The organism is Flammeovirga kamogawensis (assembly GCF_018736065.1).
Classification (GTDB): domain Bacteria; phylum Bacteroidota; class Bacteroidia; order Cytophagales; family Flammeovirgaceae; genus Flammeovirga; species Flammeovirga kamogawensis.
In genome coordinates this window covers 1,072,737-1,098,628 of record NZ_CP076129.1, presented here as the reverse complement: position 1 = coordinate 1,098,628, position 25,892 = coordinate 1,072,737, and the positions used below count along the sequence as shown (strand labels likewise).

Sequence of the window (25,892 nt, the reverse complement as noted above, 5' to 3'; positions counted from 1 at the left end):
GTTTCAAAATCTTTTTTTGATAGATTTCAATCATTTCCTATTCTTTACAAATACAATTAACTGATTATGTTCGCATTATAATTTTATTAAAAAAAATATAATGAACAAAATTACAAAGTTTACCCTAAGGTGTGGTGTAGCTATGGCTGCAATCATTTACTTAAATTCATGTGCTAACGACACAGAAATTACCCCTGAAACCACTCCTCATGATGTAGTAGTTTCTTTTACAGGTTTATCTTCAATACACTCGGATATGCGTTCGAATGCTGAACACAATTACATTACAGATGGCTATACAGTTGTTGTAAATGGTGAAGAAGAATTTGTTAGTGAAATAAATATCAATGAATCTGTAACAATACATGATGTAACTGGTGAGCTTACTATTCAGGTTTATAATGAAGAGTTTAACAATAATCCTATAGAAATTTCTGAAGGGGCATATTATGGAAGTGAAGTTGTTGATGTACCTGAATCAGAAGGTAGTGTAGCAATAGAAATGAACTTATTACAAGGTGCAATTATTGTAAAAAATTCAGCTGACATTAGTTCAATTAATCTTGCTACTCAAAATGAAGAGCTAGTAATTAATACAAACCAATTTTATTATATAATGGGAGGTACTGATTACAGTCTAAATATTCAAACACCACGTAATGTTTTAATTGATGAGAATACTGCAATTGCAGGTAAAGCTATTAGTTACAGTGTGAATTTAGATACTCAACTTAGTTTTATAAACGAATCTTTTGATACACCTTCTGATGGAGCTTTAGAAACTGTAAATACAGTTATCAATTTAGATAATATTACAGGTGCTACAAATCTATTCGTTAATACAGACGGGTCTGTTTCTGGTACTTCTATAGCAGCACAAAACCTTGTATCTGCTTATACTCTAACAGGAATGAATACTTCTAATGCTATTGCAATTAATGCTTTAACTGAACCATCTTATGCTGTAACAACTACAGCTCCACACCATTATATGAATATGTATTTTTCTGATAATGTAGACGGGGTAGGTTCTTACGCAAGAGTTGATGTAAGTAATGCATGGGAAGCTAGTACTGCTAAAAAATTTCAAGTTTATATTAGTAATGAATATGCTGCAGAATTTGAAACATGGGAAGAAGTTCAAAACTACTTTGCAACTAACGGTATGGTTTACCTACAAACTAACCGTATCGATGGTTTAAAAATAAACACAAACTATATTATTAGGATGAAGAATGATGTGAAAGAAGCCTTCAATTTCACAATTAATGCTATAGTTCTTGGTCAAGAAATTGATAGTGCTACTCCTGTTTTAGCAACTTCTTCTATCACTGGAGCAACAGCTTTAACTGTAGACAATATCACTGGTGCTGTTTCTGGTACAGCTGTAGAAAGAAAAGACAATACATACCAAGTTTGGGCATATGGTGCAACACTTTTAACTGCTGAAGATGCAAAATTTGTTACTGAAGTAAATCCTTCTTTTTCTGTAATTATAAACCAACCTAATGTGGTTTCTTTCATGAATGTTTATGTAGCTACAGATAGTGTCAATAAAACTGTAAGTATTAATAGTAACGGAACTGTAGATTATGATGTGATAGCAGGAAGCCCTGCTGCGTCTTACTCTTCTTGGAAAGAATATGCTACTGCTCATCCTACAGATGTAGTTAGAACAGATGTTTTAGATGCTGGTAGAATTAATACAAACTATATTATCCGTATGGGTGGTTCAGGAAATACAACCGGTTTTGATTTTACATTAGAAGCTTTAAGCTACTAAGGCGTAATTTAAACGTACTAAAAAAGGAGTAATTGATTTAATCAGTTACTCCTTTTTTAGTAAATATGTCTCGTCCTGAATTAGTGTTACACAAAACGTAACATTATGAATGAAGATCAAGAATATCAGTACACTAAACGTACACAAAAAGATTACAGCTACTCTTTTAAATTACAAATTGTAGATGAAGTGGAACGAGGGGAAATAGGTATAACGGCAGCTAGACTTAAATATGGAATACAAGGTCATGGTACCATCCGTACTTGGATAAGAAAGTATGGTAATTTAGATTGGGATAATAAATCTAAATTAAAAATGGGAAAGACACCAGAACAAAAATTATTGGAGCTAGAACAAAAGGTTCTATTATTAGAGAAGCAAAAAGCTTCTTTAGAAAAACAACTCTACGTAACAGATAAAAAAGCAATTTTCTTTGATATGATGATCGATATTGCTGAGGATGAGTTTAATATTCCTATTAGAAAAAAGTCTTTACCCAAGCAGTTGACCAATTCAAAAAAGAAGAAAAAATAGGAGTCAAACCGACTTGTGAATTGCTTGGGTTAAATCGACAAATTTATTATCGTTCGAAAAGGAAAGTAAAAAATAATAATAGTATTGCATCTAAAGTAGTAGACTTAGTGAAAAGAATTCGTTTGAAGCAAACTAAAATAGGGACAAGGAAATTATATCAATTACTTCTTCCTGAATTGCAATTACTAAATGTAGGTAGAGATAAGCTTTTTGATATCATGAGGGCTAATCGACTCGATATCAAGCCTAAAAAACAATATCATGTCACTACAAATTCTCATCACAGATTTAAAAAGCATAAAAATCTTATTGAGCATTTGGAAATAAATAGACCTGAACAAGTATTAGTTTCTGATATAACTTACATAGGTGAGCGAAGTAACCCAATGTATCTCTCCTTAGTAACAGATGCCTATTCTAAGAAAATAATGGGGTTAAATGTATCAGATAGTTTGAATGCAAATGGAGCTATTGCAGCATTAAAAGAAGCACTGAAAAATAGAAACTATGTTGATTTACCAATGATACACCATTCAGATAGAGGATTACAATATTGTAGTCACGAGTATCAACGACATCTTCAGGAAAATAAAGTATTGTGCTCGATGACGGAATCTTACGATCCTTATCAAAATGCGGTAGCAGAAAGAATAAACGGAATTCTTAAGCAAGAATTTATTTTAGGAATAAAAATTAATGATCTCGATTTAATGAATAAATTTATTAGAGAATCTGTATATATTTACAATAATGAAAGGCCTCATTGGAGTAATTATATGAAGACACCTGTTGAGATGCATCAGCAAAGTGAAATAAAAATGAGAACTTATAAAAGTAAAAATAGCACCGAGTCTACACTCGATGCTATCAATATATAATAGTCTAAATCTGTAACGCTATGGACGGACTAGACAATAAATAGTTATTCTTATACTGCTACTTTATGTTTTCTCTCCAAAAATATATATAAAGATATTCCTAAAAGAGAACAAAACATCATTACTATAATTGGAGGAAATAAAGTACCGTTATTTAATGTACTTGCCGTTGCTCCTGCTAAAGAACCAACAATAATACCTACTACTCTCATTTGTGAATTGGCCAAACCTGCCAAACTTTTATCAAATTTTTCTAAAGCAATTGTTGTTGCATTACCAGAAATAAATCCAAGAGTTGACACATGAAGTGTAATCATTGGTAAAATAAAATAGAAGTTAGGTTTAAATAATAGCAGACTAATTAATAGAATTACTAATGTACTAATATGAATAGTCAATCCAATATTCAACATTCTTTTAGGAGAGTGCTTTAAAACTAACTTTGAATTTAACTTATTCATTATAATTAATGATAAGCCATTTACTCCAAATAATATTGCAAACTGTTTCTCTGGAATATTAAAAAACTCTTGATATATAAATGGTGCTGTTGTTAAATACGTATACAATGCTCCTGATGGTATAGCCATTGCAGCCATATAACCTAAAGCAGGTTTATTGCTGTAAACTCTTTTTATTCCTTTAAAAAATGAGTGTCTACTTTCTTTTGGTGGTATCACATTTTCTAACCGCAGTTGTAAGAAAATTAAAGTGATTATTCCATACAATGCTATAAAAATGAATATACTATTCCATGTACTAAAGTGTAAAAATGTTGCTCCTATTGATGGTGCAATTAAAGGAGCGCCCATTGCAATCATCATTACCAATGACATTACACTTGCTGCTTCATTTCCTTCAAAATTATCTCTAACAATTGCTGCAACAGATACTCCAACACATCCTGCTCCAAGACCTTGAAATGCTCTGAAAATATAAAAAACTTCTATTGATGGTGTAAAAATTAAAACAATACTACCAACTATCGAAATAATTAAACCTAAAGAAACAATCCATTTCCTTCCTTTTATATCAGAAAAGTAACCTCCAAATAACTGGCCAATTCCAAAGCCTAAAAAGAAGATACTCATGCTAATTTCTACACGCTGAAATGTTACGCCTAGTTCATTACTAATTTGTGTAAGTGCGGGTAAGCATGTATCTATATTAAAAGGTCCTATCATAGCTAATAACCCTAGCAATAAAATAAACCTTTTTCTCTCTTTACTATTCATTATTAATTTGATTAAGTATTAGAGTGCAAAGGTTACGTTATTAATATCTGATTCAAAACCTCAATCAAGAATACGTGTTAATACTCTTCAAAAAAAGCACCTTACTATTTCTAATAAGATGCTTTATTTATACATTTCTTGTTTAGAATAATTTCTTTCTCAAAACAAGTTGATGATTTAATTTTATACCATTTTCAATTATTGGTTCTTTGTACTTCTCTGTAAAATAGTTCTTTTTAATTTCATAAAATTCAAACCCTATTTTTTGATAGATATATAATTGCCTAAATGCAGCATTTGATGTTCCTATCAAAAGATATTTAAAGCCTCTTTTCTTTGCTTTTTCCACTGCATCAAGAAGCATTTTCTGACCAATACCTTCATCTTGATTATTTTTTGAAACCGCAATATTCTTTATCTCAATAGATTCTTCATCAAACATTTGATATGCATATACCCCCAGAGTTTCATCTCCTCTTTCATAAATATAAATTTCAGAATCGTGTATATATTGGTCAATAGCATCTATTGTTTCATCTGCTAATAGCAATAAGTCATAAGGTAGTTTATTTCCTTCTTCGAACATTCGAATTCGGTCCTTCTTTTCTAATACCAATTTCATATTATAATTCAATTCTTTGTTAATTTATTTGACCTTGCTAAGATAATAATATCCACGAAAAATTAATAACGTTTTTACTGTAGTATTTTAATATTTTCTATTCATTTTAAGAGAAAATAAACAAACAGTTTTCCGATTTTAGCAAATTTACCAAAACCGTATTTCAATTTATATATTATTAATTATCAAAGTGATATAAATAAAAAGTCACCTTAACAGAATTAAAGTGACTTTAAGAGAAGATGATTTAAAACGTTTTAAACAATACTTATATCCTCTTCTTTTATTTCATTTTGGTTCTTAGTTGATTTAGTTTTTACTACTTCTAAGTTAGAAAGTGCAGCATTTGTTTTATCACCGTCTTTCCATGTTATTCTAGCTGTACCGTACTTAATTCCTTTAAAAGCTTCTAACATACAAATATGCGTATACATAGTCGCTCCTTTTTTATCTATACTTATATAAGACGCACTCGGGATTCCATCTAAAAGTCTTGATTTCAAAAGTTTTAAACGGTAACCTTTTTCTACGGTATAAAACCTTCCTTTTCTATCAATATAAGTACCCGGAAAAGAGGGTAATTTGTAACAAACGGTTTTATCACTCATTAACCTATCTGGTAATTCGCTTACTCGTTCTTTAAACTGAGCATTTACCGGAGCCAAACCCCACATCAAATTATTTATGTTATTATTCTGAGGATTACCATCTAAATAAAGAAAGTTTTTCTTAGAGCTATTACCTCTAAATAAGGTAAGAACAATCTTCCCTAAATAGTAACTTTTTCTTTCATGAATTATGAAAGGTTTACCTGTAACTGCTGCGTAATTGATTTGTTTTTTCAATTCTTGATTGATATACCCATCCGCATAAATAATGTATTTTCCAAAAATACGGTATGAGTCTAAAGACAATTTCTCCTCTTCGAGGATATAATTGTAGTTCCTTTTTGTTGCCATGTTAGTAGATATTTAATAGATGTCAGATATCGTTATTAAAAATTATTTATTTAACAGTAGATATTAATAAAAACTGGTTTTGTGTTTATCATTGGCACAAATATACGCCTTAATTATATAGAAAACGTTATTACAATAAGGGTAAAACATACAATATTTATAAATAAAACTAAATATTCACTTTAAAAATTATATCGTGTACACGATACTATACGCTACGTTATAATTATTATTTACTTCTCAATTTTTTAGTTTTTGTTTATCTCTTCAATTTTTCTGTTGATGTACTTTTATTATAATAAGTACATCTATTTATTAACCAAATCTCTCTCACTTAATAAATGATATCAATTCTACTTAGAATAATAATGTAAGTTTATAAGTCAGTTATTTGCAAATTCTACTATCTAATTGAATTCTGAAAAATCATGTACAAAGGCAAAATAACCCTCCGCTAAGGATAGCGTATTATCTAGTAAGGACATGAAATAATTGAATGGATATTGAATAAAAAATAAAAATGAGATCATCATAATTTACCTAAAAACTAAATAATCTATTATTTGAATAACATAGTATTTTAATTGAAGATACCCTTCTTGAAAATTTAAGAAGGGTATTTTGTGTTAAATAGTTTCTTGATTTAAAATGAAATTTATCTCAATTCCATCAAAAAGTATGAATATCTACTTAGAATTTTAACTACAAGTATATTTTTCAACTTAAATAGTAGAAATAGTTACTTTTTAAGGTTAAATATTTTATAAAAGATGATTTTTTTACTTAATTGCAGAGCGTAAAGTTAAAAATTATACTTTTTAGAAAATGAACCAAGAAAAAATACTGAAGTTTATCAAGAAAAATGATATGCTTAAGATCTCTGCCTTAGAAAGACAGGCAGGCTTACCTAGTAACTCTCTCCATAAAGCACTTAATGGCAACTATTCTTTTAAACAAGAATACATAGAAAGACTCGCAGAGGTATTAAGTAAATTTGGTTTGGAAGATGAATCCGATGCTAAAATTATCAGTATTATAAACAACAAAGGTGGAGTTGGAAAAACAACCACAGCTTGTAATCTTGGAAAAGCACTAGAACTTAAAGGTAAAAAAGTATTGTTAGTAGATCTTGATCCTCAAGGTAACCTCTCTCAATATCTTGGGTGTACTAACCCTCAACCAGAATTTGTTGATCTTGTATTAGGAAAAACGGACGATTGGGAAAAAATTCTTCATAAACATAGTGAGAATCTACACTTATTACCTTCTACTATTAATTTAGATGCAGCTACTTTAGAATTACAAAAACAAACAATTGGAGGATACAAACGCATTAAAAATGTAATTGGACCAATTGCTGAGAACTATGATTTTGTTCTTATTGATTGTCCTCCATCTTTAAGTATTCTAACAGCGGGTTCTTTGGTTGCTTCTACAGATATTATTATTCCTTTAGATGCTGAACCTTTTAGTATGAATGGTATCTCGAATATGTTTAATTTAATAAATGATGTTCGCGACTTAAATCCAAATATTCAGATTCTTGGTTTTCTGTTTACATCTATCAAACCTAAAACTGTTCTACACAGAGATTTTATGAAGGGACTCCGTGATCAGGTAACCAACTACAATGTTTTTGATACATTTATTCATGATTCTATCGCAATTGCAGAATCTACGGGTGCACAAAAAGATATTTTCGAATACGCTCCTGATTCTAAAGGGGCAGATGATTACTTAAACTTGGCAATCGAAATACTAGATTAATTATGGCAAAAAGTAAGAGTTTTAATTTTCAGATGCCATCAAATACTCAATCAACGATTGGCAAAAGTTTAAAAGCTGAAGTAAGAGATACTATTTCAATTCTTCCGGAATTAGAGCATTATATAAGAAAGCTAAAACCTGAAGAATTTGCTCAGTTAGAACGTTCTGTACAAGAAGAAGGGTGTCATGACCCTTTAAAAATTTGGAAAAAAAATGATGATGAACTGTATATTATAGACGGTCATCATCGGTTTGAGATTTGCAAAAAACATGATATCGAATTTAAAGTTGAATACAAATATTATGCTTCTATAGAAGAAGTAAAAGAATATATGATTCAACTCCAGCTCGGTAGACGTAATTTAAATAGTAACGAAACTTCTTATTACCGTGGTTTGCATTACAATATGCATAAATCTACAGAAAACTTGGGTAGAGCTGGTAGTGGTGGAAAATTAGCTCAAAAATTAGCTGATTTACATGGAATAGGTGAGAAAACAATTCGTAGAGATGCATCTATTGCTAGTGTTGTTGATGCATTACCTACTATTGAAAGAGTTATGTATTTAACAGGAGAGTCTACATACACCAGAGCAAGAATGCTAGAAGCAGCTAAACAATTGGATGAAATCTTAGATTTAGTAGCTTTTCTAAAAGGAGAGGCATCCACTAATCAAGAAGTTATCCAACCTAGAGAAAGAGATATAAATTATTTAGGTTCATATATTTCTAAGATAGATTCACAGGTGAAATCTTGGAATAAAAATTTAGGCACTGATGAAAAACAAGAACTCATTTCTTATCTAGAAAATGTAGTGAATCAATTAAAAAAATAACGTTTTTATCATTATTATATCGGTGGTCAGTTTGACCACCGTTCTTCCCTCCTTATTAAATTTAACATTAAAGTAGTTAGCCATTATAAGTCACATTACTTTATGTATTACAATATCTAATTATTTATCAAAATATTTTTTCTTTTATCAATTACTCTTTGATACAATTGTGCATAAGTTTATATAACACATTGGTTTCAATAGGTATTAAGAGAATACAATAATATCGGTGGTCAATCTGACCACTGTTCATATCACTAAAATCTACACACCTTTAATATGTCAATTTCTAAAATTGCAGACTATTCATTAATTCTAGTTTCATTAATGTATAGCTCTTATGTATCGTTTCTTTTTCTTTCAGAAGTGAGCAATGTATATGTTGCTGCTTTTATAGCAGTATTTATAGTTTCACTTGGGCATCATTATACCTTTCAAACAATAAAGCATTATAAAGAAACTAAATCAGTTTCTCAATCTATTCTCATAGCAATTATTTTAATGGGTTTTGTTTTTTATGCAGAATGGAACGGGCAATCTATACATACTTTAAATGTTGCAGATATTCCAACCACAGAAAAAATTGATTCACAGATAGATGAAACAATGGAAATTATACATCAAAATGCCAATAAAAGAAATTGGAGGAATGTAGAACAATATAGAACGGCATCTCAACAATTAGAAACATTACAACAAGAAAAGGAAAGGATACTCACAATTATCAATATAAAAAGTAATGAAGCAAAAAAACTTGCTAATGACTTTAGGTGTTTTTCTATTTTATTATTCTGTGTAGCCTTTATAGCAAGTACGCTAACAAATACGTCAAAAACTGCTAATAATAAAGTAGTTACAAATACAATTAGCACTGTTCCGCATAAAAATACAGCTATCCATTATTCATCAGAAGTTCCAGTTACTACTACAACTAATTTTGAAGAAGAGATAATTTTAAAAATTCAAACTGGAGAAATTACAGATCATAAAGTACTAATGAAATTACTTCGTCTTAATGTCCGTCAGGCAAATCAACTTTTAAGTACATATAAACCTAACTATGTATAGATATACCGTTATTAAAAAATAATTTATAAATTTTTAAACAATATGAATGAATGGATAGTTCTGTATTCATGGATTGATTAATTAATAATCGTCCGCATTATTAAAGGGTAATATAAGATTAAGTAAAAGCTCATCATTATGTGATGAGCTTTTTCATTATTGAGGATAAATGAAATTTTTCGTTATACATATTAAAGAATCACCTATCTTTGCTGATGTACTCAAACTTTTACAAAAAGGTATGCAGCTAGCAATGAAAGAAATTGACTCTATATTAGATAGAGTGAACATTATTGAAGAAAAACTACAATGCAAAATCATTGAAGCCTATTACGATGAGCTTGTAGATGACTTTTGTTTGAAGATGGAGTTTCTGAAAGATGGTAGTAAAATTAAATCTTGGAAACGTTACGACGTACATACTTTAAAAAATATTGTATTTCCGCAGGTAGCGTAATAAAATTATAAATTTCTAAGCCTTCTAATCTAAAAAATGATTAGAAGGTTTTTTTATGTATCAAATTCAATAAAAATGTATGAGATTTCGATACTATGTATTAAAATCCAGTATAATGTATCAGTTTACTTAAATATGTATAGGTGTACCGTAAAATGTATCACATTTCAAATAAATTGTATTTAAAAAGATACATTCTACAGCTGTTCAATACATATTTAGCATATTTCTACAGCATAACATTCTATTTACGGGAAACCTATACATAATTAGATAAAACAAAAATGGGTAGCCTATTTATGTATAGACTACCCATTTTTGATTAATAAGATGTATAAATTATTTCTGATCAATAATCCATTTCTTAAGTGTATGCTTATTTGGGTAACTAGCCCCATCTCTCATTGCCATCTTCACGTTATTCAATTCTGGCCATATTTTCCAATTAGGATCAGACTGGTACTTCTTAATAGCAATTGAAACAATATCTGCAGTTAAACCAATCTCATTTAATCTTAAATGGAGTTTATTTACTTTTTCTTGAAAATCGAAGTCTAAAGAACCTTGTGAAGCTGTCCTAGGAGTGGTTACAGTCTGTTGTGTTGGTTGTTCAGTTACTGTTACAGGATCAACATCTATTGTATCTTCTTGTTCGTTACCTCCAACTTCTACATCAGTTTTTAATAATTCTCTTAAAATCTCCTCTCTAGAAAAACCTAAAGATTGGAGCATCTTCATTTTCTGTTGTAAGCTATTTTGTTGAGGCTCCTGAGCTGTATTATTTGCAGGTTGATTGGCTGTTTGTCCAATTTCTATTGTTTTAGGTTGTTCTTTTTCTTTTTTCTTAAAGAAGAACTCTAAATGTGTACATCTTCTACCAGTTTTTATTAATTCGAGATTAACTTCTAAATCTGTATTCTCATTAATATCTTTTAAACACTTCTGTAAAATTGATCTATTAAAAGCTGCAAAACTTTTATAAGATTTTGATTCTGAAAGACCTAATATAGATTTAAGTTCCTCTACAGATATCTTTCTAGAATTGTATTTGCCAACTCCCTGAGAGAGTAAATCATACATTCTTACTGCATGAGGAGAACGCATGTGGCGTACACTAGAATACAGGTATTGTGTATAATTAGAACTGGGTGATAAGATGTTCTTAAAGTTTCCATTAAACTGAAACTTTATAGACGTTTTGTCTAACTTAATTTTACTGAAAAGTGGAATATACTCTCTATCAAATGTTTTAGAATCATGATCTCCCTCTCCAAGTGTTATTTTTGCACTCGATAAAGCATCACAACCAAAATCCAGTTGTTTTAAATCTTTTCCTCCTGGATGTCGACCTAAAAATTCGGAGACTTTAAATTCGATTTCATCCTCTACTGTTAAATCATTTAATGTAAAGGCAAATAGGAGTAGCTTCTGAGATACTAAGGGAAGGGGTTTCTTTTGCTTCGCCTTAATAAATCGGTTACTTCTCTTTACTTTATTACTACTTGTTCGAATTTTATTTAAAATGTCCATCGACAAAAACCAATATTACGTTCGGAAATTAATATATATGTATAGCTTTACCGTATTAAGCAGTCACTATATCGGTATATCTATACATAAATACAAATAATTGGCGGGTAAATTGTACATAATTTCATTTTAGTACGGTATATCTATACATATTTAAGAACCTATATACATTAAAAAGAACTATTTTCATCAGTTACCAAAAGTTATGGTATATCTATACATCTATTCTATAAATAAGCTCATTTCACGGTACATCTATACATAATTAATAAAAATGATACAGATTTAAGTGATAGAATACATTAGTTCAAACTAATTAATGGGCTTTATAAACATCAAAGTCTTTCTAATATGCCTTAAATATAAAATAAGAAGTAATAATCTTTAAATTATACGGGTTATCTATACATATTAATAGAACATGATACAGTTTTACAGTTTGAGAAGAATTAAATACCCTATTTATGTATAGATATACCATACCTGTAACTATTTACTCTATAAAGTACGGTACATCTATACATAAGTAGAGCTTGTAGTACATATAAAGGCTGTTAAATGGGTTACTTAATGATGAATATTGGAATTATGATACATATTTATCCCTTTCAATACTTAATTCAGTCAATTAATACATAAAAATACCAGCTATGCAGTAGTAACTATCAATCAATTTGACCAAATATTCTATAATTCTAAATGAAAAAGAGATTAGCGACCCATTGTATACACTGTATACAGTAAATTCTATTAAATGTATGTCATTTCCATTCATATATAATTATTAGAATACATACTATGGTATATCTATACATAAATAGACGGTAAAACTATACATATAGGCCATTTTAGATACATAAAAGAGTATTCTATTTATACACTCAGAATTCTCATACATAGCTTATCGGTATACCTATACATCTTAATATGGAACATCTATACATCTATCTTCGGGTAATCTATACATCTAGTTAGTGCTTTAGTATATGATTATCAGTATGTTACGCCACCCTATAATAAAAACAATATAAATAACTATATATAAGCAACCCTTATAATTAAGACAATTTTATATTTAATTTTTTACTATTTTTTATTTTAAAGTTGAAGTATGTATAGATGTACCTTAAGATTTTACTATTTAGAAAAATATATATGGTATATCTATACATACTTTAATAAATTGAACTAAAATTGCGCGGTAATTCTATACATATATAGTAATTATAGAACATTTATATACGGTATATCTATACAGATAAGCTTATTTAATTACATAAATACTTTTTAGAATGCGCGGTAAATTAAAAAAATGTATAGTTATACCGTATTTTTAAAGGAATTATGATACATATTTTAATTTTTTAATTAATCTTTAGTATAATCAAACTAAGATTATTGCGCCTTTAATAGAAAAATTGTAGGTTTGTAACTATACAATAATATAATTAACCGAAGTGATGATCGGAGATAACATAGTAAAACTTCGTAAGAAAAATAATATGCAACAGAAGGAGTTAGCTCAGCTAATTGATATTTCTGTGCAAGGTTTAATTAAATGGGAGAAGGGAAAAGTAGAAATTCCTTACTCTGGTTTATCCAAAATAGCTGACGTATTCAAAGTTCCCCTAGATTATATCGTTAAAGGTGCACCTTCTAAGGTAATTTCTTTAATTAATTCTAAAGGAGGTAATACAAAATCCTCATTATTACGTCAAATAGCTGTAGGTATTGTTACAGAATACCCTGAAATAAAGGTTTTATGTATAGATACTGATCCTCAGCAAACATTGGTAATGTATTCTGAAAACGGATTGCATGAAAACATTGAAGTAATTGGGTTTGATTCCAATTCTATTGCAGTTTCTGAAAAATATAGAAAGCTAATAGAAGAAAGTCAGTATAAGTATGATTACATATTAGTAGATACTGCGGGGTATGTAGCCGTTACAGACTTGCTTACAAGCATTATCGCTAACTCTGATGTTGTTGTACCGATAACATTGAACGAGACGGCTCTAGGACCTACTATATCGAGTATTTCTAACATAGCAGATGTAAGAGACTCTTTAGATTTACCAACAAAGATTATTGGTATTAGAAATAGAGTGAATAGAACGGTAAAAGAATCTAAAATGCCATTCGAATTAGATGGTTATATGGGATTAAAATTGATGGATTCGTTCTTACCAGATGCAATTCAGTACCAAAGAGATACTAATTTTAGCAATACTTCAATCACTAAAGAAGTAAGGGAAATAGTAAATGAATTACTTCCTATTATTGATTAATAACTGTTTTAATACCCCAAATTACAATTCAGAAATCCTATGCTGAACCTAGATAAGTTTAAACAAAAAGAGGAAAAAAGGATAAAAGAGGGTAAAACAACCCTTCGTGAAAAGAAATCACAAGAAAAATTAACGCAAATAGATTATAAATCTCCAGGTGCTTTTCATATTGAACCAGAATTTAGGGAACTTATTCGTAAACAAAACGACGATGAAGCAGCTAATTTTGAAGTATCAATTAAAGAAGAAGGTGTAAGAGAGCCAATTTTGTATTGGACACACACTTTAAGAGATAAATCTGGTGCTAGGGTTGTACATACTGTTGTGGATGGCCACCATAGATGCGAAGCAGCGATTAAGTTGAATTTAGATTTTATCCCTTCTAAAGAGATGAAATTTGAATCTTATAACGATGTACGTATTTGGATGCTGCGTAACCAATTAGGAAGAAGAAACATTGGGGATGCAGAGAAAATCAGAATTGCGTTACAGTTAACAGAGTTTTTAAGCATAGAAGCAAAAGAACGTAAAAAGAAACAAGTTGAAGCTTTCAATAAAGGAGCTGCTGAAAAAACAAATGCAACAATACAAAAAACAACTGGAAAGGAAGTTGTTTCTGTGGAACAACAAGATATAAATGCTTTTAAAAGTGATTTAAACATAGGTTCTTCAGGAAAAATTAATAGAGCTGAAGAAGCAGCTAAAATTGCTGGAGTTTCCACGAAAAATGTCACTAAAATGAAGAAAGTGATAGAAAAGGGATCAAATGATCTACTTTCATCTGTGATGGATGGTGTCACTTCAATACATAAAGCGTGGTCTGATATTCGAAATAAAGAAAAGGAATCGAAAATTAATAGTTCTAAGTCTAAAAAAGTAGTAGAGAAAGAACTTACTCCACGTCAGATTCAATTGCTTTTAAATAATAAAGATTCAATTGCTACAATTAGTAGAGTAGCTTTAGCATTTCGTCATCCAGATGTAGCATTTGATACTTTAAACCTTTCAGGGCTTCGATATACTCACTTTAATGATTTTTCTGCTAGATATATTGAGCAGAATCAGCAAGTACGCCAGAGTAAGAATATAGACGTTGTACAGCTTGTAAAATTGAATGAGAAAGAATATGCTCCAGCCATTGTTGGTTATCAGATTTTTTCTACAATTGCAGACTTAGAAAACCTTCATTCTTTAGAGGAGTTATCACGCTTTTGTCATAAGTTTTATGTTGTTGTACATGAAAAACTACAAGATGAGGCGGTGCTTCAGGTACAAAAGCAAAACCTTACAATAGGTGTGCTTAGTATTACTGCTGACAAAAAGATAAAAAGCATTCATGAAAGCCATTACAATATGGTAGAGGAGCATCAGGAATTACAGATTATGCGAGAAAGCTTCTCACGAATGAGTAAATAAAGAGATATTTTAGAATCCACCTTATTAACGTAAGGTGGATTTTTTTTAGATAGATGAACTTATGCAAACGATTAAAGTAATTTTTAAATACCTATTACTACTAACAACTTTATTTATTATCCTTACTTTTACCTGTTATCTGATTTACCCTAAAAGAACGATTTCTACTCTAAAAAGTGGTGTAGTAATCGTTTTAAAAACCGTAAACAGAACAAATCCATACCCAACTACGAATGGTGTACATCCAATTTTAGCAACTAAAGTGAAGAAAGTATTGGCAGAAGCACATTCAAAAGGAATAGATCTACGTGTGGTAAGAGGTTTTAGAAGTTTTACCGAACAAGAAAAGTTATTTAATCAAGGTCGGACAACAAAAGGAGGTATTGTTACAAACGCAATTCCTGGGTTGTCATATCATAATTATGGGTGGGCAGTAGATGTTTGTGAATACAAAAATGGAAAACCTTATTGGAATTCTAAGAATTGGGGTATCATTGGCGATTTTGGCAAAAAACAAGGATTAGTTTGGGGTGGTGATTGGACAAATTTTGTAGACAGACCTCACCTACAATTATCTATACAAGATATTCTCACAGAGGTTATTTTTTAACTATGATTATCAATTACATGCTTATTTCCTATTTTTATTTATAGTGTTATATGTAAAGTACTATTTTAGTATCATTTTATATTTAAAAAAATTAGAGGCTGCTTTATTAAAAACAGACGTTATAAAAATCATATTTTAATTAGTAGAATAATCATACTGTTATTATGAAATTATTGTTGAGGAAATTTCTAAATCTGGTAAAATATTTTTCAATTACAAGTTGTATTATAATTATAATATCTATTGGTTTTCTTTCTTTTAGAGAGCTTTTTCATACTAATAAGGGGCAAAGTGTTTCACATGGAACACGTTTTAATGGTACTTTAGAGAGAGGTTGGCTTCTTCCATATAGAGGAGAAAACTATGGTAGTTTTAGTGGAATTAGTTATTATTTAATGGATAATGCTTATGTACATAATAGTGTTTATCGTAGTGTTTTAGAAAGTTATCAATCTTTGAATAGTACAATTAATAGCGAGTGTTTATACTATTATATGGAATGTAGTGATCATTCAGGAGGAAATTTATATTTACATAGAAGTCATGAAAATGGCTTGAGTATAGATTTTATGATCCCAAAACAGAAAGAGGGGAAACCCTATACATATTTAGATCAATGGGGACTTTTTCATTATTTTTTAGAGACAGATAATTATGGTAACTATAAACAGAACTATTCCTTATTAAATTTTTTAAGTCCTTCAGTTTCAAAATTTATTGGAAGGTTATTTATACCAAAAAACGTAACGAATGATTTTGAAAAATTAGCGGACCATATATTGGCTCTGGATATAGCTTGTAATAAAAATGGAATTAGTATTAAGCAGGTAATTATTAAAATTGAATTTAAAGAGAAGTTATTTTCTACTCCATCAGGACGGAAACTATTAAGTAGGGGAGTCTATTTCGCAAATAAATTACCTTCAGAAGTGAATGAGATGCATGATGAACATTATCATATAGATTTTAATATTTAAGATAGTATTATCAATTATTCGAATTTGTTTAGTGATATAATTAAACTTTTGATATAAGCTAGCGTTAAATAGATTATAACCAAAATAAATAATTATGTTTCAATTTGAAGATAAAAACACAAAACGTCGTTTGAAGTTCAAGAAAGGCGTTAGCTTAGGAGATTTAATTAGACAAGGAGTTTCTAAAGAAGAAATTAAGGAAGTACTTGGTTTAAAATAAGAATTATTTAAATAAATATATATTAAAAGGTCAACAGAAATGTTGGCCTTTTTTCGGTTTTGGCAAAATTGCCAAAACCGAAAATAAGTAAAATAAAAGGGTGACTTTTTTAATGAATTGATATTAGTATATGTAAGCTTTAATAATAAAGCAAAAAATTAAACTCTTTAAAAAATACTCTCATGGAATCAATTTTACTCCCTTCAGTTCTTACAATATTTATTACATTAATGTGCGTTGTTTCTGCTAGTGAAATGTATAAAATTTTTAGAGACTAATATTATAAATACAATACTTAAACATATAAGAAACCGATTTTGGCAATTTTGCCAAAATCGGTTTTCTATTTTTATACAATAGCATAAAACACCATTTAAGTAATTGTTATTATATGTTTTTATTTTAAGCCAAAATGTTAATACATTCGTTATAAATTAAAATGTTTAACATTAAACTTTAATATAAAAATGAGAAAAATATTACTAGTTCTAGCAGCTTGTGTAGCTGTATCATGTAACAATAAAGAGCAAAATAATAATAGCAGTAATACACTCCCTCAATCAGAAGTTACTCAAGAGCAATCAGAAACACCAGAATTAATTCAAGTAGGAGATTCAAATAATGATGTACAAAAAAAATTAAAAAAAATGTCGGTGTTTACAGGTGCTCAAGTAAATGTGGATACACTCTTGGATAATTTTTATGGAGAAAATGTATTAGAGTATCATTTAATACCTAAGGGAGAAAAGGCGGCAGATTTAAATGTAGTAGTAGCAAAGAATGAATTTAAATTTATGCAGATGCTAATGCAACATGTAGAAAATACAGACCCTGCTAATAAAGCAAGATATTATAAAGGAATAAAACAAAATTTAGTATCTGGATTGAATAGCGGCTCTATTTCTGTAATAAACAATAAGTTTATGAAATTTAAGAATGAAGGGCAAACTTGGTATTCAGTATGGTATTTATCAGAAGACAAAGCGACAGGTGTCCAAGATTATTATGCGATAATGGTACCGGAAAAAGAGTACGACTACCTTGTTTACAGAGAACGTTTATTACACAAAGATACCCAACATTCAATAGAGTTATTAATTGATTTTAAATCATAATAAAGCAACAAAATTAAGGAAGTGAAATCCATAAAAAAGGCTTGATAATAATTTATTACTATCAAGCCTTTTTGTTTACTCATAAAATTCACTTTATAATTATTTGTTCAAAAAGCTGCTCATGTTCAGATTTAAGTTTTATGAAATGAATACCTGTAAGTAAATTGATTTCGGAATGATCTTTTAAATTCGATAATTTAATCTCTGGAGTACCATCAGCTTTTAAAACCATTATAGAAACATTACCATCATTTGTATGGATACTTATTTTTTGATCAATGATCTCGTAGTCTACAAAAGGCTCCTCTTTTGCTACAGAATAAGTTGTAATCTTATTGTAAACTATAACATCACCATCAAGATCTATTTGCTTAATACGGTAATAAGTTGTTGTATTAGGAGCTGTAATTGGCAAGTTATACTCTCTATGAATAGATGAATAGAACTGTCCTTTAATTTCTCCAATAGTCGACCAATTAATTTTATCAGTTGATGCTTCTACCACAAATTTATTATTATCAACTTCTAAACTAGTTTCCCAAGTAAGAATGGTATCTTCTAAATTAAATGAATTTATTTTTGTTGGATGTTCTTCTGATGCGAATACTGAGATTGAAAGAAGAAGAAACACAAAATTTATATATAATTTTTTCATGTCTAAGATTGAACAGTTAAAGATTGTAATTAATTAAACGTTAAAAACAGTCTGCGGTATTCGTTTATTTTATGACATTAACGTTTAACTTTACAGGAGTAGAAACAAATAAAATATTGTTGATGAAAGAATTGAAAGAATGCCCTTGTAGGTCTGGAAAAACATATAAAGAATGTTGTGAAATAGCACATAAAGATATTATGAATGTAAAGACTGCTGAACAGTTAATGCGTTCCAGATATACAGCATTTACAATGGCAGATGGAAATTACCTTCATAAAAGCCATTACACTAAAACAAGACCTTCCAGTAAGGCAGAACGTAGAGATACAGAAAGATGGGCAAAAGCTGTACAATGGATTAAGTTAGACATTCTAAATGTAATTGATGGTAAAGAAGGTGATACCACAGGAGTGGTAGAATTTAAAGCTTACTTTATCGATAAGCATATACCAGGTATTATTCATGAAAAATCTACATTTAGAAAAGAAAATGGACATTGGGTTTATGACGCCGCTATCTAGTTTTTATTAAAATAGATGTTATAAAAAAAGCTCTTTACTAGTTTTAACCAATAAAGAGCTTTTGTATTTATTTTGTTTTTGGAATGGATAACTTTTTACTAAAATGATCCCATTCTTCTTGAGTAGTATTTGCTACTAACTCTTTGTGTAAAGTACTGTAAGCATCAAATACATCTCTAGTCACTTTATTCAAAAAGTTATTTACTTTCTCGTATTCGTCATCAGTGATATTGTATTGGTAGAGAATCGAGTTCTGATCACATACTTTATCAATCAAAGACTGATAGGAATTATTAAGTACAACCTCGAAGTTTTCAAAAGCCAATGTAGCATTTTTCTCCCTTTCTTTGTCGAGTATAACACTTTGTGTTTCCTTTTTTACTTCTCCAAAATACTTTGCTGTATTGATTAATTTGCTGTCAGACTTTTCTTGTAATTTTAGAATGTCATTTTTAAGATCAGGAATAAATTTGTCCCATTCTTCTTTAGATATTATTTCTTGAGACTTAGAAAGAACTTCTATATTCGTTTTTCTAATTTTGGTTTTATGAACAATTACAGAATCAAAGAAAGCATCAAATTCTTGAGTAGTTGTAGCACGGTTTATAAAAAGAGTATTTAATTCTTTCCTGTTTAAATTATCTTTTTTGTTCGCTTCTTTTCTATTTTCTGCAGATTCTTTAACTATACCAACAATTGCCTTTACTTTATCTTTGTCCTCAACATGCTTTTTTACATATTTTTCAAAATTAGGAATAATGAATTCATCTCCTTTAGTAGAAGAAAAAATAAGCATAAAAAGTAGTACCCAAACCATTTATAAGTTGTTTTTATTTGTGTGTAATTTCAGATGAAATGAATCTCGACAAATTATGTAACAAATTCAAATCTTTAGTTATCAAGCTTCTATTTGATAAGATAAAAAAATGGAATGATTTTGTTGATACTGATTCATACTTTCATAAATTTGTTGTTATGATTTTTATTTTTTTAATCTAACTTTTTAAATAATGCAAGAGCAATTTTTCTACGCAGTTGCAACTATTTTTGCCTTAGTATTTGTTTTGTTAATTCCGGTAATGTTTCTGATTAGAGGAAAAAAAATTAAAAAGCAGAATGAATTACTTAGTGTTAAATCTAATTCTGATGATAAATTTAATGAGCTTCAAAAGAAAAATGATGAGCTTCTTAATGAGTTAGAAATACAGAAAAATGAATACAATTCTAAATTAAATGATTTAGAACGTGAATTGGTAGTTAAAGGAGATAACTTAACAGCTTTAGCAAACCGATTAATAAATGACTATGTTGATTTTTTATCTACAAAAGTAACTTCTAGTAATTATGTTGAAGTGAAACACCAATTAGAAGAAATTTTTGAGTTCTGTGAGGTTCATAGTTTTAAAGATGAAGAAGGGAAGGCAAAATCAAAAAAGGATTTAAAGCATCGCTTTGAAGAATTGGTTAGAAAAGAAATTCAAGTGCAAGAACAAACGCGTTTACAAAATCAAATGCATGATGAGAAAGTGATGCAAGGAAAAGTAAAGCAAGAGTTAGAACGTCTGAAATTAGAAAAAGAAAATTTATCGGAAGCTTTAAATACTGCAGTACAAGAAGCAAACGAGAAACAAGTAGAGTTACTTCAATTAAAATTAAATAGAGTAGAAGAGAATATTGAAAGAGCTACTTCTCAATCTAAAAATACAACTTCTGGTTTTGTATATATACTTTCCAATTTTGGTGCTTTTGGAGAAGATGTGTTCAAAATAGGAATGACACAAGACGAAAACCCAAATAGATTAATTAATGAGTTTGGAAACGCTACAGTACCTTACCCGTTCGATATACATGCAATGATACCGTCTGACAATGCTGCTGTTTTATTAGAGACATTACACAGTCAGTTGAATAAGTATAGAGTAAATAGGGTTGATTTAGAGAAAAATTTCTTTTCTGTCTCCATTCAGAATATTATAGATATTGTAGAAGAAGTAGAAGGCAAAGTAACATTTACGAAAGATCCAGAAGCTTTAGAATATTTTAGATCGATGGAAACCACAGCTGAAGAACTAAATTACTTATCTAAAATAAAGAAATAAAAAAACGGTCATTTATCACACTAGATAAATGACCGTTTTTTTAATAAACATCATATGTTTTCCACCAAGCTTTAGCATCTTCTCGATTCCAAGGATGAAGTTTATTTTGTACTTCTAAAACAGCAATTAGAGTATCAACAGTTTGTAACCTTTTAGATGGATCAAAACGGATACATTTTAGTAGAATTTCTTTTAAATCATCTGGTACATCATTTCTATCAATTAGCATATCTCTAAAGTTACCCTGTATGGTTTCTTCTCCAGACATTACTTTCTGAGAAATTAGTTCTACTAAAAATTTTCCACTTAACATATATAATCCTAGAGCACCTAAAGCATAAATATCAACTTTGGTGTCACTGTTAAGCGGATCTCTTAACCTTTCGGGAGCCATAAACATTGGTGTTCCTCCAATTTTGTGCATTTGTGTAACTTCTTCATCTTGGTTTTCCAGGTTTTTTACTAATCCAAAGTCTAACAATTTTACTTGGTCATAAGCACCTCCTTGTTGAGAGAGTAGAATATTTAAAGGTTTTAAATCTCTATGTACAAGGTTATTTTTATGTGCTTCTTGTAAGCTGTAACAAACCTGTAAGAGTACATGAATAACTCTTTCTAAAGGGAAAGGTTGCTGAATTTCTAAAGCTTTAGAGAGTGTAATACCTTTAATATACTCCATTACATAATAGAAATTGCCTTCAGGGCTCCTACCAAAATCATATACTTTTATAGTATTGGGATGCTTTAAAGAAGAGGTGATCTTTACTTCTTTTTCAAAACGCATGATACTATCATCGTTAGAGATTTCTTTCTTTAGAAGTTTAATTGCTACAGGCATTTTTAATAATACATGCTCTGCTTTATATACCTCACCAAAACCACCCTCACCAATTTTATCTAAGAGTTTATATTGACCCAATTGATGAAGTTGATTAATTTTTTTATTGTAACGAAGTAAAGTAATGTTGGAATTATAAAGTACAAAAAGTAAGCCTGCAATAATGATATATAGAATAATAAAAAGTAAATCTAACTTTGGGATAATATCCAACGAATCCTCTGCGTATTCTTCAGAAATAATTCCGAAGCCCAAGTTATCTAACCATTTCCATGCACCAATAACAGCTACTCCTTGATAATTTTTATATACATGATCAATTACTCCAGAATTTTTATAAGATGAAGGTTGATCTAAATGTCGTTTAATTGCTTTTGCACTTTCAGTTAAAGGCCACTCAGAAGTGGGTAATGCAGGAGTATTACCTGCCATAATGTTTTCCCCAGGATTTTTAATATTGATATAGAATATACTTGTAGCATCTGGAGTGTTAGGTATCAGTATAGTGTTTTTAAGTTGATCATTAAACCTAGTCTTTGAAATCATCTGAAAGTCATTATCAATAGCATAAGTTTCTGATGAATGACCATGCTGACTAGGAATAAACAATTTAGAAAATTTACCTTTAGCAAAAGTGGCACTGTATAAAATGCACAGTACATTTCCATTAGTATCTGTAATTGGAGTTAGGAAAATACAATCGGCATCTTTATATAAAATCGTTTTAGAAAATAAAGATTCAGAATTATGAATTGGTGGAATAAAAATAGTTTCTCCACTTTTAGCTTTTATATGAGGAGTATAAAATGCGTCTCCTAATTGTTCAAAATTAAAATCAGAAGCAAAACCTTGCTTAGCATGATAACTATTGAGTAATACCTTAGGAGTGTTTTTACTAATAATACCAATAGCCTCCATTTGGTAAACATCTTGTATTCTAAGAATCTGATCGGATAAAGGAATTACCACCTTATTGTATTCTTTAATAGAGAGATTCTTTTTTTCTAATTGCTCTAATTTTTTTCCAAGATTTCTAATTATCTCTGTTTTTGCAAACCTTTCTAATTTATCTTTTTCAGTAGATACCCAATCATTAAGTATTACAGCAGTTGTTTCATTTTGAGCAATTTTCTCTTCTAATTCAGAAGCAATTATTGTAGAATAAACTTCTTGCCTTAAAGAATACCCGAGTCCTAGTAGGCAAATTAAAACAGTACAAATAAGAAGTAATCTAGAACGTTTTTTTGTAAATAGACGAACTCTTAATGTATTTATAAAACTACTTTTATCAGCTTGTTTATTTGTAAAGATGAAGTGTTGTTTAACTTCCTTTTTTTTAACAGTGTTATTTGTGTTTATATTTACTTCTGTAAACTCGTTATATAATCCGATAACTTCATTATACAAAAACTCATTATTTCTGCAAGCATCTTTTATATATTCAAGAGCTTTGTTTTTTGGTAATTCTAAAACCTTAGCCAAAATTTCAGAGGCTTGCTGATGTAGCTTTTTATCCATGAATTATATATCTGTTTTCATAAACTTTTTTAACCAAGCCTTAGCCACTTTCCAGTCAACTTCTATAGTTTTGATAGATACTCCAAGTTCATCAGCTATTTCTTGCATTTTTAATCCACCAAAAAATTTGAGTTCAACTACTTGTGCTTGTCGTTCGTGTACTAAAGCAAGTTGTTCTAATCCTTCATGTATATCTAATACCATTCCTTCTTTTTCAGGCACAAATGCAATACCTTCTTCTAATTCTAATTTATGTGCACCAGAACCCCTTTTTTGTGCATTTGTTGATCTTGCATGATGTACTAGAATACGACGAATAGCTTGTGCACCGACAGCAAAAAAATGTGTACGCCCTTGCCAATTAATTTTATCTTGATCTACAAGGTTTAAATAAGCTTCATTTACTAATAGGGTAGGTTGCAAAGTATGCCCACTGCGTTCTCTTCTGAAAAGATTATTTGCTATGTTATGTAAATTATCATAGACTAACGGATATAACTTTTCTTTAGCTTGAGGTAAATCTAACTGATTTAATAATTGTGATACTTCATTTTTATCCATAGTACAAGGTTGTATAAAGTTGATAAGTAGATATAATTAAAGCTAAAAAAATTAATTGATAACTTCATGTTTTTATAAGGGCAAAGTAACTATGATACCCCTAAAATAAAATTATTTATTTTTTGTGGTGACATTTTCATTTCTATGATATTAGTTAATGTAGGTTCAAAATAGTGATGATGTATTGAACCAAGTGAATGTGTAATTAATGATAGATATTATAATTTTTGATGATGAAAAAAGGGAGACGCTTGTTTCCCTTTTTTATTGCTAAAAAATTAGGGTTTACTACTTACTAATTCCCTTCTAAAAATAAAAAGCATGATTCAACACGTCTATAAAAAAGGTGATATTCATTCTAACCATAATGAAGATGCGTTTTATACGTATGCTATAAACAATAAATTTACGGTGATGGCTGTAATGGATGGGTGTTCAACAGGTGTTGATAGTTATTTTGCATCTGCATTAATTAAAAAGCTATTGAAGAAAATTTGTTTAGAATTACCACAAAAGAAATCTTTAACAGATAAATTATTAATTGATGATATTAGCTTAGATGCTTTAGGGAAATACATTACAAGAACTTTATTTATTCAATTGATCCAAATAAAAAATAAACTATGTCTTGATTATTCAGAGTTAGCATCAACAGTATTAATTTCTGTAATTAATACACAAACAAAAAAAACTTGGGTTATGGTATCTGGTGATGGAATGGTAAATATTGATGATGAAGTGATTATCATTGATCAACAAAATATACCCCACTTTTTATGTTATTTCTTAGAAAGTACATTTTCTAATTGGTTTACAAATTATACCTTTCATAAGGAGTTTTCCTTTCATCAAAAAGTAATATTAGCCTCTGATGGTGTCAAAAGTTTTAAAAATAAAAGACTGCCCACAGAGAAGTTATTAAGGACATTCTTGGATAAAAGGACTCAACAATACTTTAGCGAATCGCATAAGGATGATATAAGTATAGTTTGCTATTCAATTTAAGATTTTTAAAAAGCTATTAAACGAAAAAAGAGTTAGGAGAAACCCCTAACTCTTTTTCATAACCCAAAAACTAACTATTACTCTTAATCTTTATATCTTAATCTCGAATTAAATCGAGGTTTGTTTCTTTTTATAATTATACTAACGCAAATAAACGGACACCGTTTCGATATTATTGTGAACGAGATATAACTAATTGTATTGAATGTTAATATCGAAAAATGACAAGTAAAAAAAGAACACGATCTTAGTTGAAATCATGCTCTATTGATACTTTAAATATGTTATATTGATACGAAACATTTAGTTATTGTAGTTGTAACCCATAAAGTTGAACTACTGAAATGTATATTACTTTGTTTTAGTTTTGTTTATATAAACGATCAATTATACT

Annotated in this window: 24 protein-coding genes; 16 read left to right on the top strand and 8 right to left on the bottom strand. The window is 29.4% G+C overall.

What is annotated here, in order from left to right; genetic code table 11:
* Positions 1-100 precede the first annotated feature (100 nt).
* The 3 genes from KM029_RS22760 (at position 101) to KM029_RS22750 (ending at position 3,195) form a co-directional block, all read left to right on the top strand.
* Positions 101-1,783 carry a hypothetical protein gene (locus KM029_RS22760; RefSeq protein WP_144076105.1) on the top strand — a complete coding sequence of 561 codons (1,683 nt, stop codon included), beginning with the start codon at positions 101-103 and terminating at the stop codon, positions 1,781-1,783.
* Between the two features lie 105 nt (positions 1,784-1,888).
* Positions 1,889-2,317, top strand: a complete 429-nt coding sequence (locus KM029_RS22755) for a transposase (protein WP_205125520.1) — start codon at positions 1,889-1,891, stop codon at positions 2,315-2,317.
* A gap of 20 nt (positions 2,318-2,337) precedes the next feature.
* Positions 2,338-3,195, top strand: coding sequence for an IS3 family transposase (locus tag KM029_RS22750; RefSeq protein WP_215586362.1), 858 nt, complete (start codon positions 2,338-2,340; stop codon positions 3,193-3,195).
* Positions 3,196-3,245: 50 nt separating this feature from the next.
* On the opposite strand, the gene KM029_RS22745 is transcribed toward KM029_RS22750, so the two are convergent.
* The 3 genes from KM029_RS22745 to KM029_RS22735 all read right to left on the bottom strand — a co-directional run bounded on the left by KM029_RS22745 (position 3,246) and on the right by KM029_RS22735 (position 6,011).
* Complete coding sequence (locus KM029_RS22745) at positions 3,246-4,430, bottom strand: multidrug effflux MFS transporter (protein WP_144076104.1); 1,185 nt, start codon at positions 4,428-4,430, stop codon at positions 3,246-3,248.
* A gap of 142 nt (positions 4,431-4,572) precedes the next feature.
* Positions 4,573-5,052: a GNAT family N-acetyltransferase gene (locus KM029_RS22740; RefSeq protein ID WP_144076103.1), complete on the bottom strand. Its 480-nt coding sequence runs from the start codon at positions 5,050-5,052 to the stop codon at positions 4,573-4,575.
* Positions 5,053-5,309: 257 nt separating this feature from the next.
* Entirely contained in the window at positions 5,310-6,011 is a 702-nt protein-coding gene (locus KM029_RS22735) for an HNH endonuclease (RefSeq protein ID WP_144076102.1), read from the bottom strand.
* A gap of 825 nt (positions 6,012-6,836) precedes the next feature.
* On the opposite strand from KM029_RS22735, the gene KM029_RS22730 reads away from it, so the two are divergent.
* The 4 genes from KM029_RS22730 (at position 6,837) to KM029_RS22715 (ending at position 10,139) form a co-directional block, all read left to right on the top strand.
* On the top strand, positions 6,837-7,778 hold the full coding sequence (locus KM029_RS22730; RefSeq protein ID WP_144076101.1) for a ParA family protein: 942 nt from the start codon (positions 6,837-6,839) through the stop codon (positions 7,776-7,778).
* Positions 7,779-7,780: 2 nt separating this feature from the next.
* Positions 7,781-8,614 carry a ParB/RepB/Spo0J family partition protein gene (locus KM029_RS22725; protein WP_144076100.1) on the top strand — a complete coding sequence of 278 codons (834 nt, stop codon included), beginning with the start codon at positions 7,781-7,783 and terminating at the stop codon, positions 8,612-8,614.
* A 279-nt stretch (positions 8,615-8,893) separates the two neighbouring features.
* Entirely contained in the window at positions 8,894-9,682 is a 789-nt protein-coding gene (locus KM029_RS22720) for a hypothetical protein (protein WP_144076099.1), read from the top strand.
* 169 nt (positions 9,683-9,851) lie between these two features.
* Entirely contained in the window at positions 9,852-10,139 is a 288-nt protein-coding gene (locus tag KM029_RS22715; protein WP_144076098.1) for a hypothetical protein, read from the top strand.
* 339 nt (positions 10,140-10,478) lie between these two features.
* On the opposite strand, the gene KM029_RS22710 is transcribed toward KM029_RS22715, so the two are convergent.
* Complete coding sequence (locus KM029_RS22710) at positions 10,479-11,669, bottom strand: replication initiation protein (protein ID WP_144076097.1); 1,191 nt, start codon at positions 11,667-11,669, stop codon at positions 10,479-10,481.
* A gap of 1,460 nt (positions 11,670-13,129) precedes the next feature.
* Here KM029_RS22710 and KM029_RS22705 point away from each other — a divergent pair.
* From KM029_RS22705 to KM029_RS22685, 6 genes are all read left to right on the top strand, one after another.
* Positions 13,130-13,960: a helix-turn-helix domain-containing protein gene (locus KM029_RS22705; protein WP_144076096.1), complete on the top strand. Its 831-nt coding sequence runs from the start codon at positions 13,130-13,132 to the stop codon at positions 13,958-13,960.
* A 39-nt stretch (positions 13,961-13,999) separates the two neighbouring features.
* Positions 14,000-15,376, top strand: coding sequence for a ParB/Srx family N-terminal domain-containing protein (locus KM029_RS22700; RefSeq protein WP_144076095.1), 1,377 nt, complete (start codon positions 14,000-14,002; stop codon positions 15,374-15,376).
* A gap of 61 nt (positions 15,377-15,437) precedes the next feature.
* Entirely contained in the window at positions 15,438-15,986 is a 549-nt protein-coding gene (locus tag KM029_RS22695; protein ID WP_144076094.1) for a M15 family metallopeptidase, read from the top strand.
* A 164-nt stretch (positions 15,987-16,150) separates the two neighbouring features.
* Positions 16,151-16,963, top strand: a complete 813-nt coding sequence (locus KM029_RS22690; RefSeq protein ID WP_144076093.1) for a hypothetical protein — start codon at positions 16,151-16,153, stop codon at positions 16,961-16,963.
* Positions 16,964-17,057: 94 nt separating this feature from the next.
* The gene (locus tag KM029_RS27065) at positions 17,058-17,183 is read left to right on the top strand and encodes a hypothetical protein (protein ID WP_260412626.1); all 126 of its coding nucleotides are present in this window, start codon (positions 17,058-17,060) and stop codon (positions 17,181-17,183) included.
* Positions 17,184-17,650: 467 nt separating this feature from the next.
* Positions 17,651-18,298 (top strand): hypothetical protein, encoded by a 648-nt coding sequence (locus KM029_RS22685; RefSeq protein WP_144076092.1) that lies wholly within the window; start codon positions 17,651-17,653, stop codon positions 18,296-18,298.
* Positions 18,299-18,386: 88 nt separating this feature from the next.
* On the opposite strand, the gene KM029_RS22680 is transcribed toward KM029_RS22685, so the two are convergent.
* A complete protein-coding gene (locus KM029_RS22680; protein WP_144076091.1) occupies positions 18,387-18,953 on the bottom strand; it encodes a hypothetical protein in 567 nt (188 codons plus the stop codon).
* A gap of 122 nt (positions 18,954-19,075) precedes the next feature.
* Here KM029_RS22680 and KM029_RS22675 point away from each other — a divergent pair, with 122 nt between their 5' ends.
* A complete protein-coding gene (locus tag KM029_RS22675) occupies positions 19,076-19,477 on the top strand; it encodes a YchJ family protein (protein ID WP_144076090.1) in 402 nt (133 codons plus the stop codon).
* A 67-nt stretch (positions 19,478-19,544) separates the two neighbouring features.
* Here the strand turns inward: KM029_RS22675 and KM029_RS22670 are convergent, their stop codons facing one another.
* On the bottom strand, positions 19,545-20,294 hold the full coding sequence (locus KM029_RS22670; protein ID WP_144076089.1) for a hypothetical protein: 750 nt from the start codon (positions 20,292-20,294) through the stop codon (positions 19,545-19,547).
* Positions 20,295-20,487: 193 nt separating this feature from the next.
* Between KM029_RS22670 and KM029_RS22665 the strand changes: the two genes are divergently transcribed.
* Complete coding sequence (locus KM029_RS22665) at positions 20,488-21,576, top strand: GIY-YIG nuclease family protein (protein ID WP_144076088.1); 1,089 nt, start codon at positions 20,488-20,490, stop codon at positions 21,574-21,576.
* 40 nt (positions 21,577-21,616) lie between these two features.
* Here KM029_RS22665 and KM029_RS22660 read toward each other — a convergent pair whose 3' ends face one another.
* Both KM029_RS22660 and KM029_RS22655 read right to left on the bottom strand, forming a co-directional pair.
* Positions 21,617-23,932 (bottom strand): serine/threonine-protein kinase, encoded by a 2,316-nt coding sequence (locus tag KM029_RS22660; RefSeq protein WP_144076087.1) that lies wholly within the window; start codon positions 23,930-23,932, stop codon positions 21,617-21,619.
* A 3-nt stretch (positions 23,933-23,935) separates the two neighbouring features.
* The gene (locus KM029_RS22655; RefSeq protein WP_144076086.1) at positions 23,936-24,493 is read right to left on the bottom strand and encodes a sigma-70 family RNA polymerase sigma factor; all 558 of its coding nucleotides are present in this window, start codon (positions 24,491-24,493) and stop codon (positions 23,936-23,938) included.
* A gap of 321 nt (positions 24,494-24,814) precedes the next feature.
* Here KM029_RS22655 and KM029_RS22650 point away from each other — a divergent pair, with 321 nt between their 5' ends.
* On the top strand, positions 24,815-25,498 hold the full coding sequence (locus tag KM029_RS22650) for a protein phosphatase 2C domain-containing protein (RefSeq protein WP_144076085.1): 684 nt from the start codon (positions 24,815-24,817) through the stop codon (positions 25,496-25,498).
* Positions 25,499-25,892: the final 394 nt, after the last annotated feature.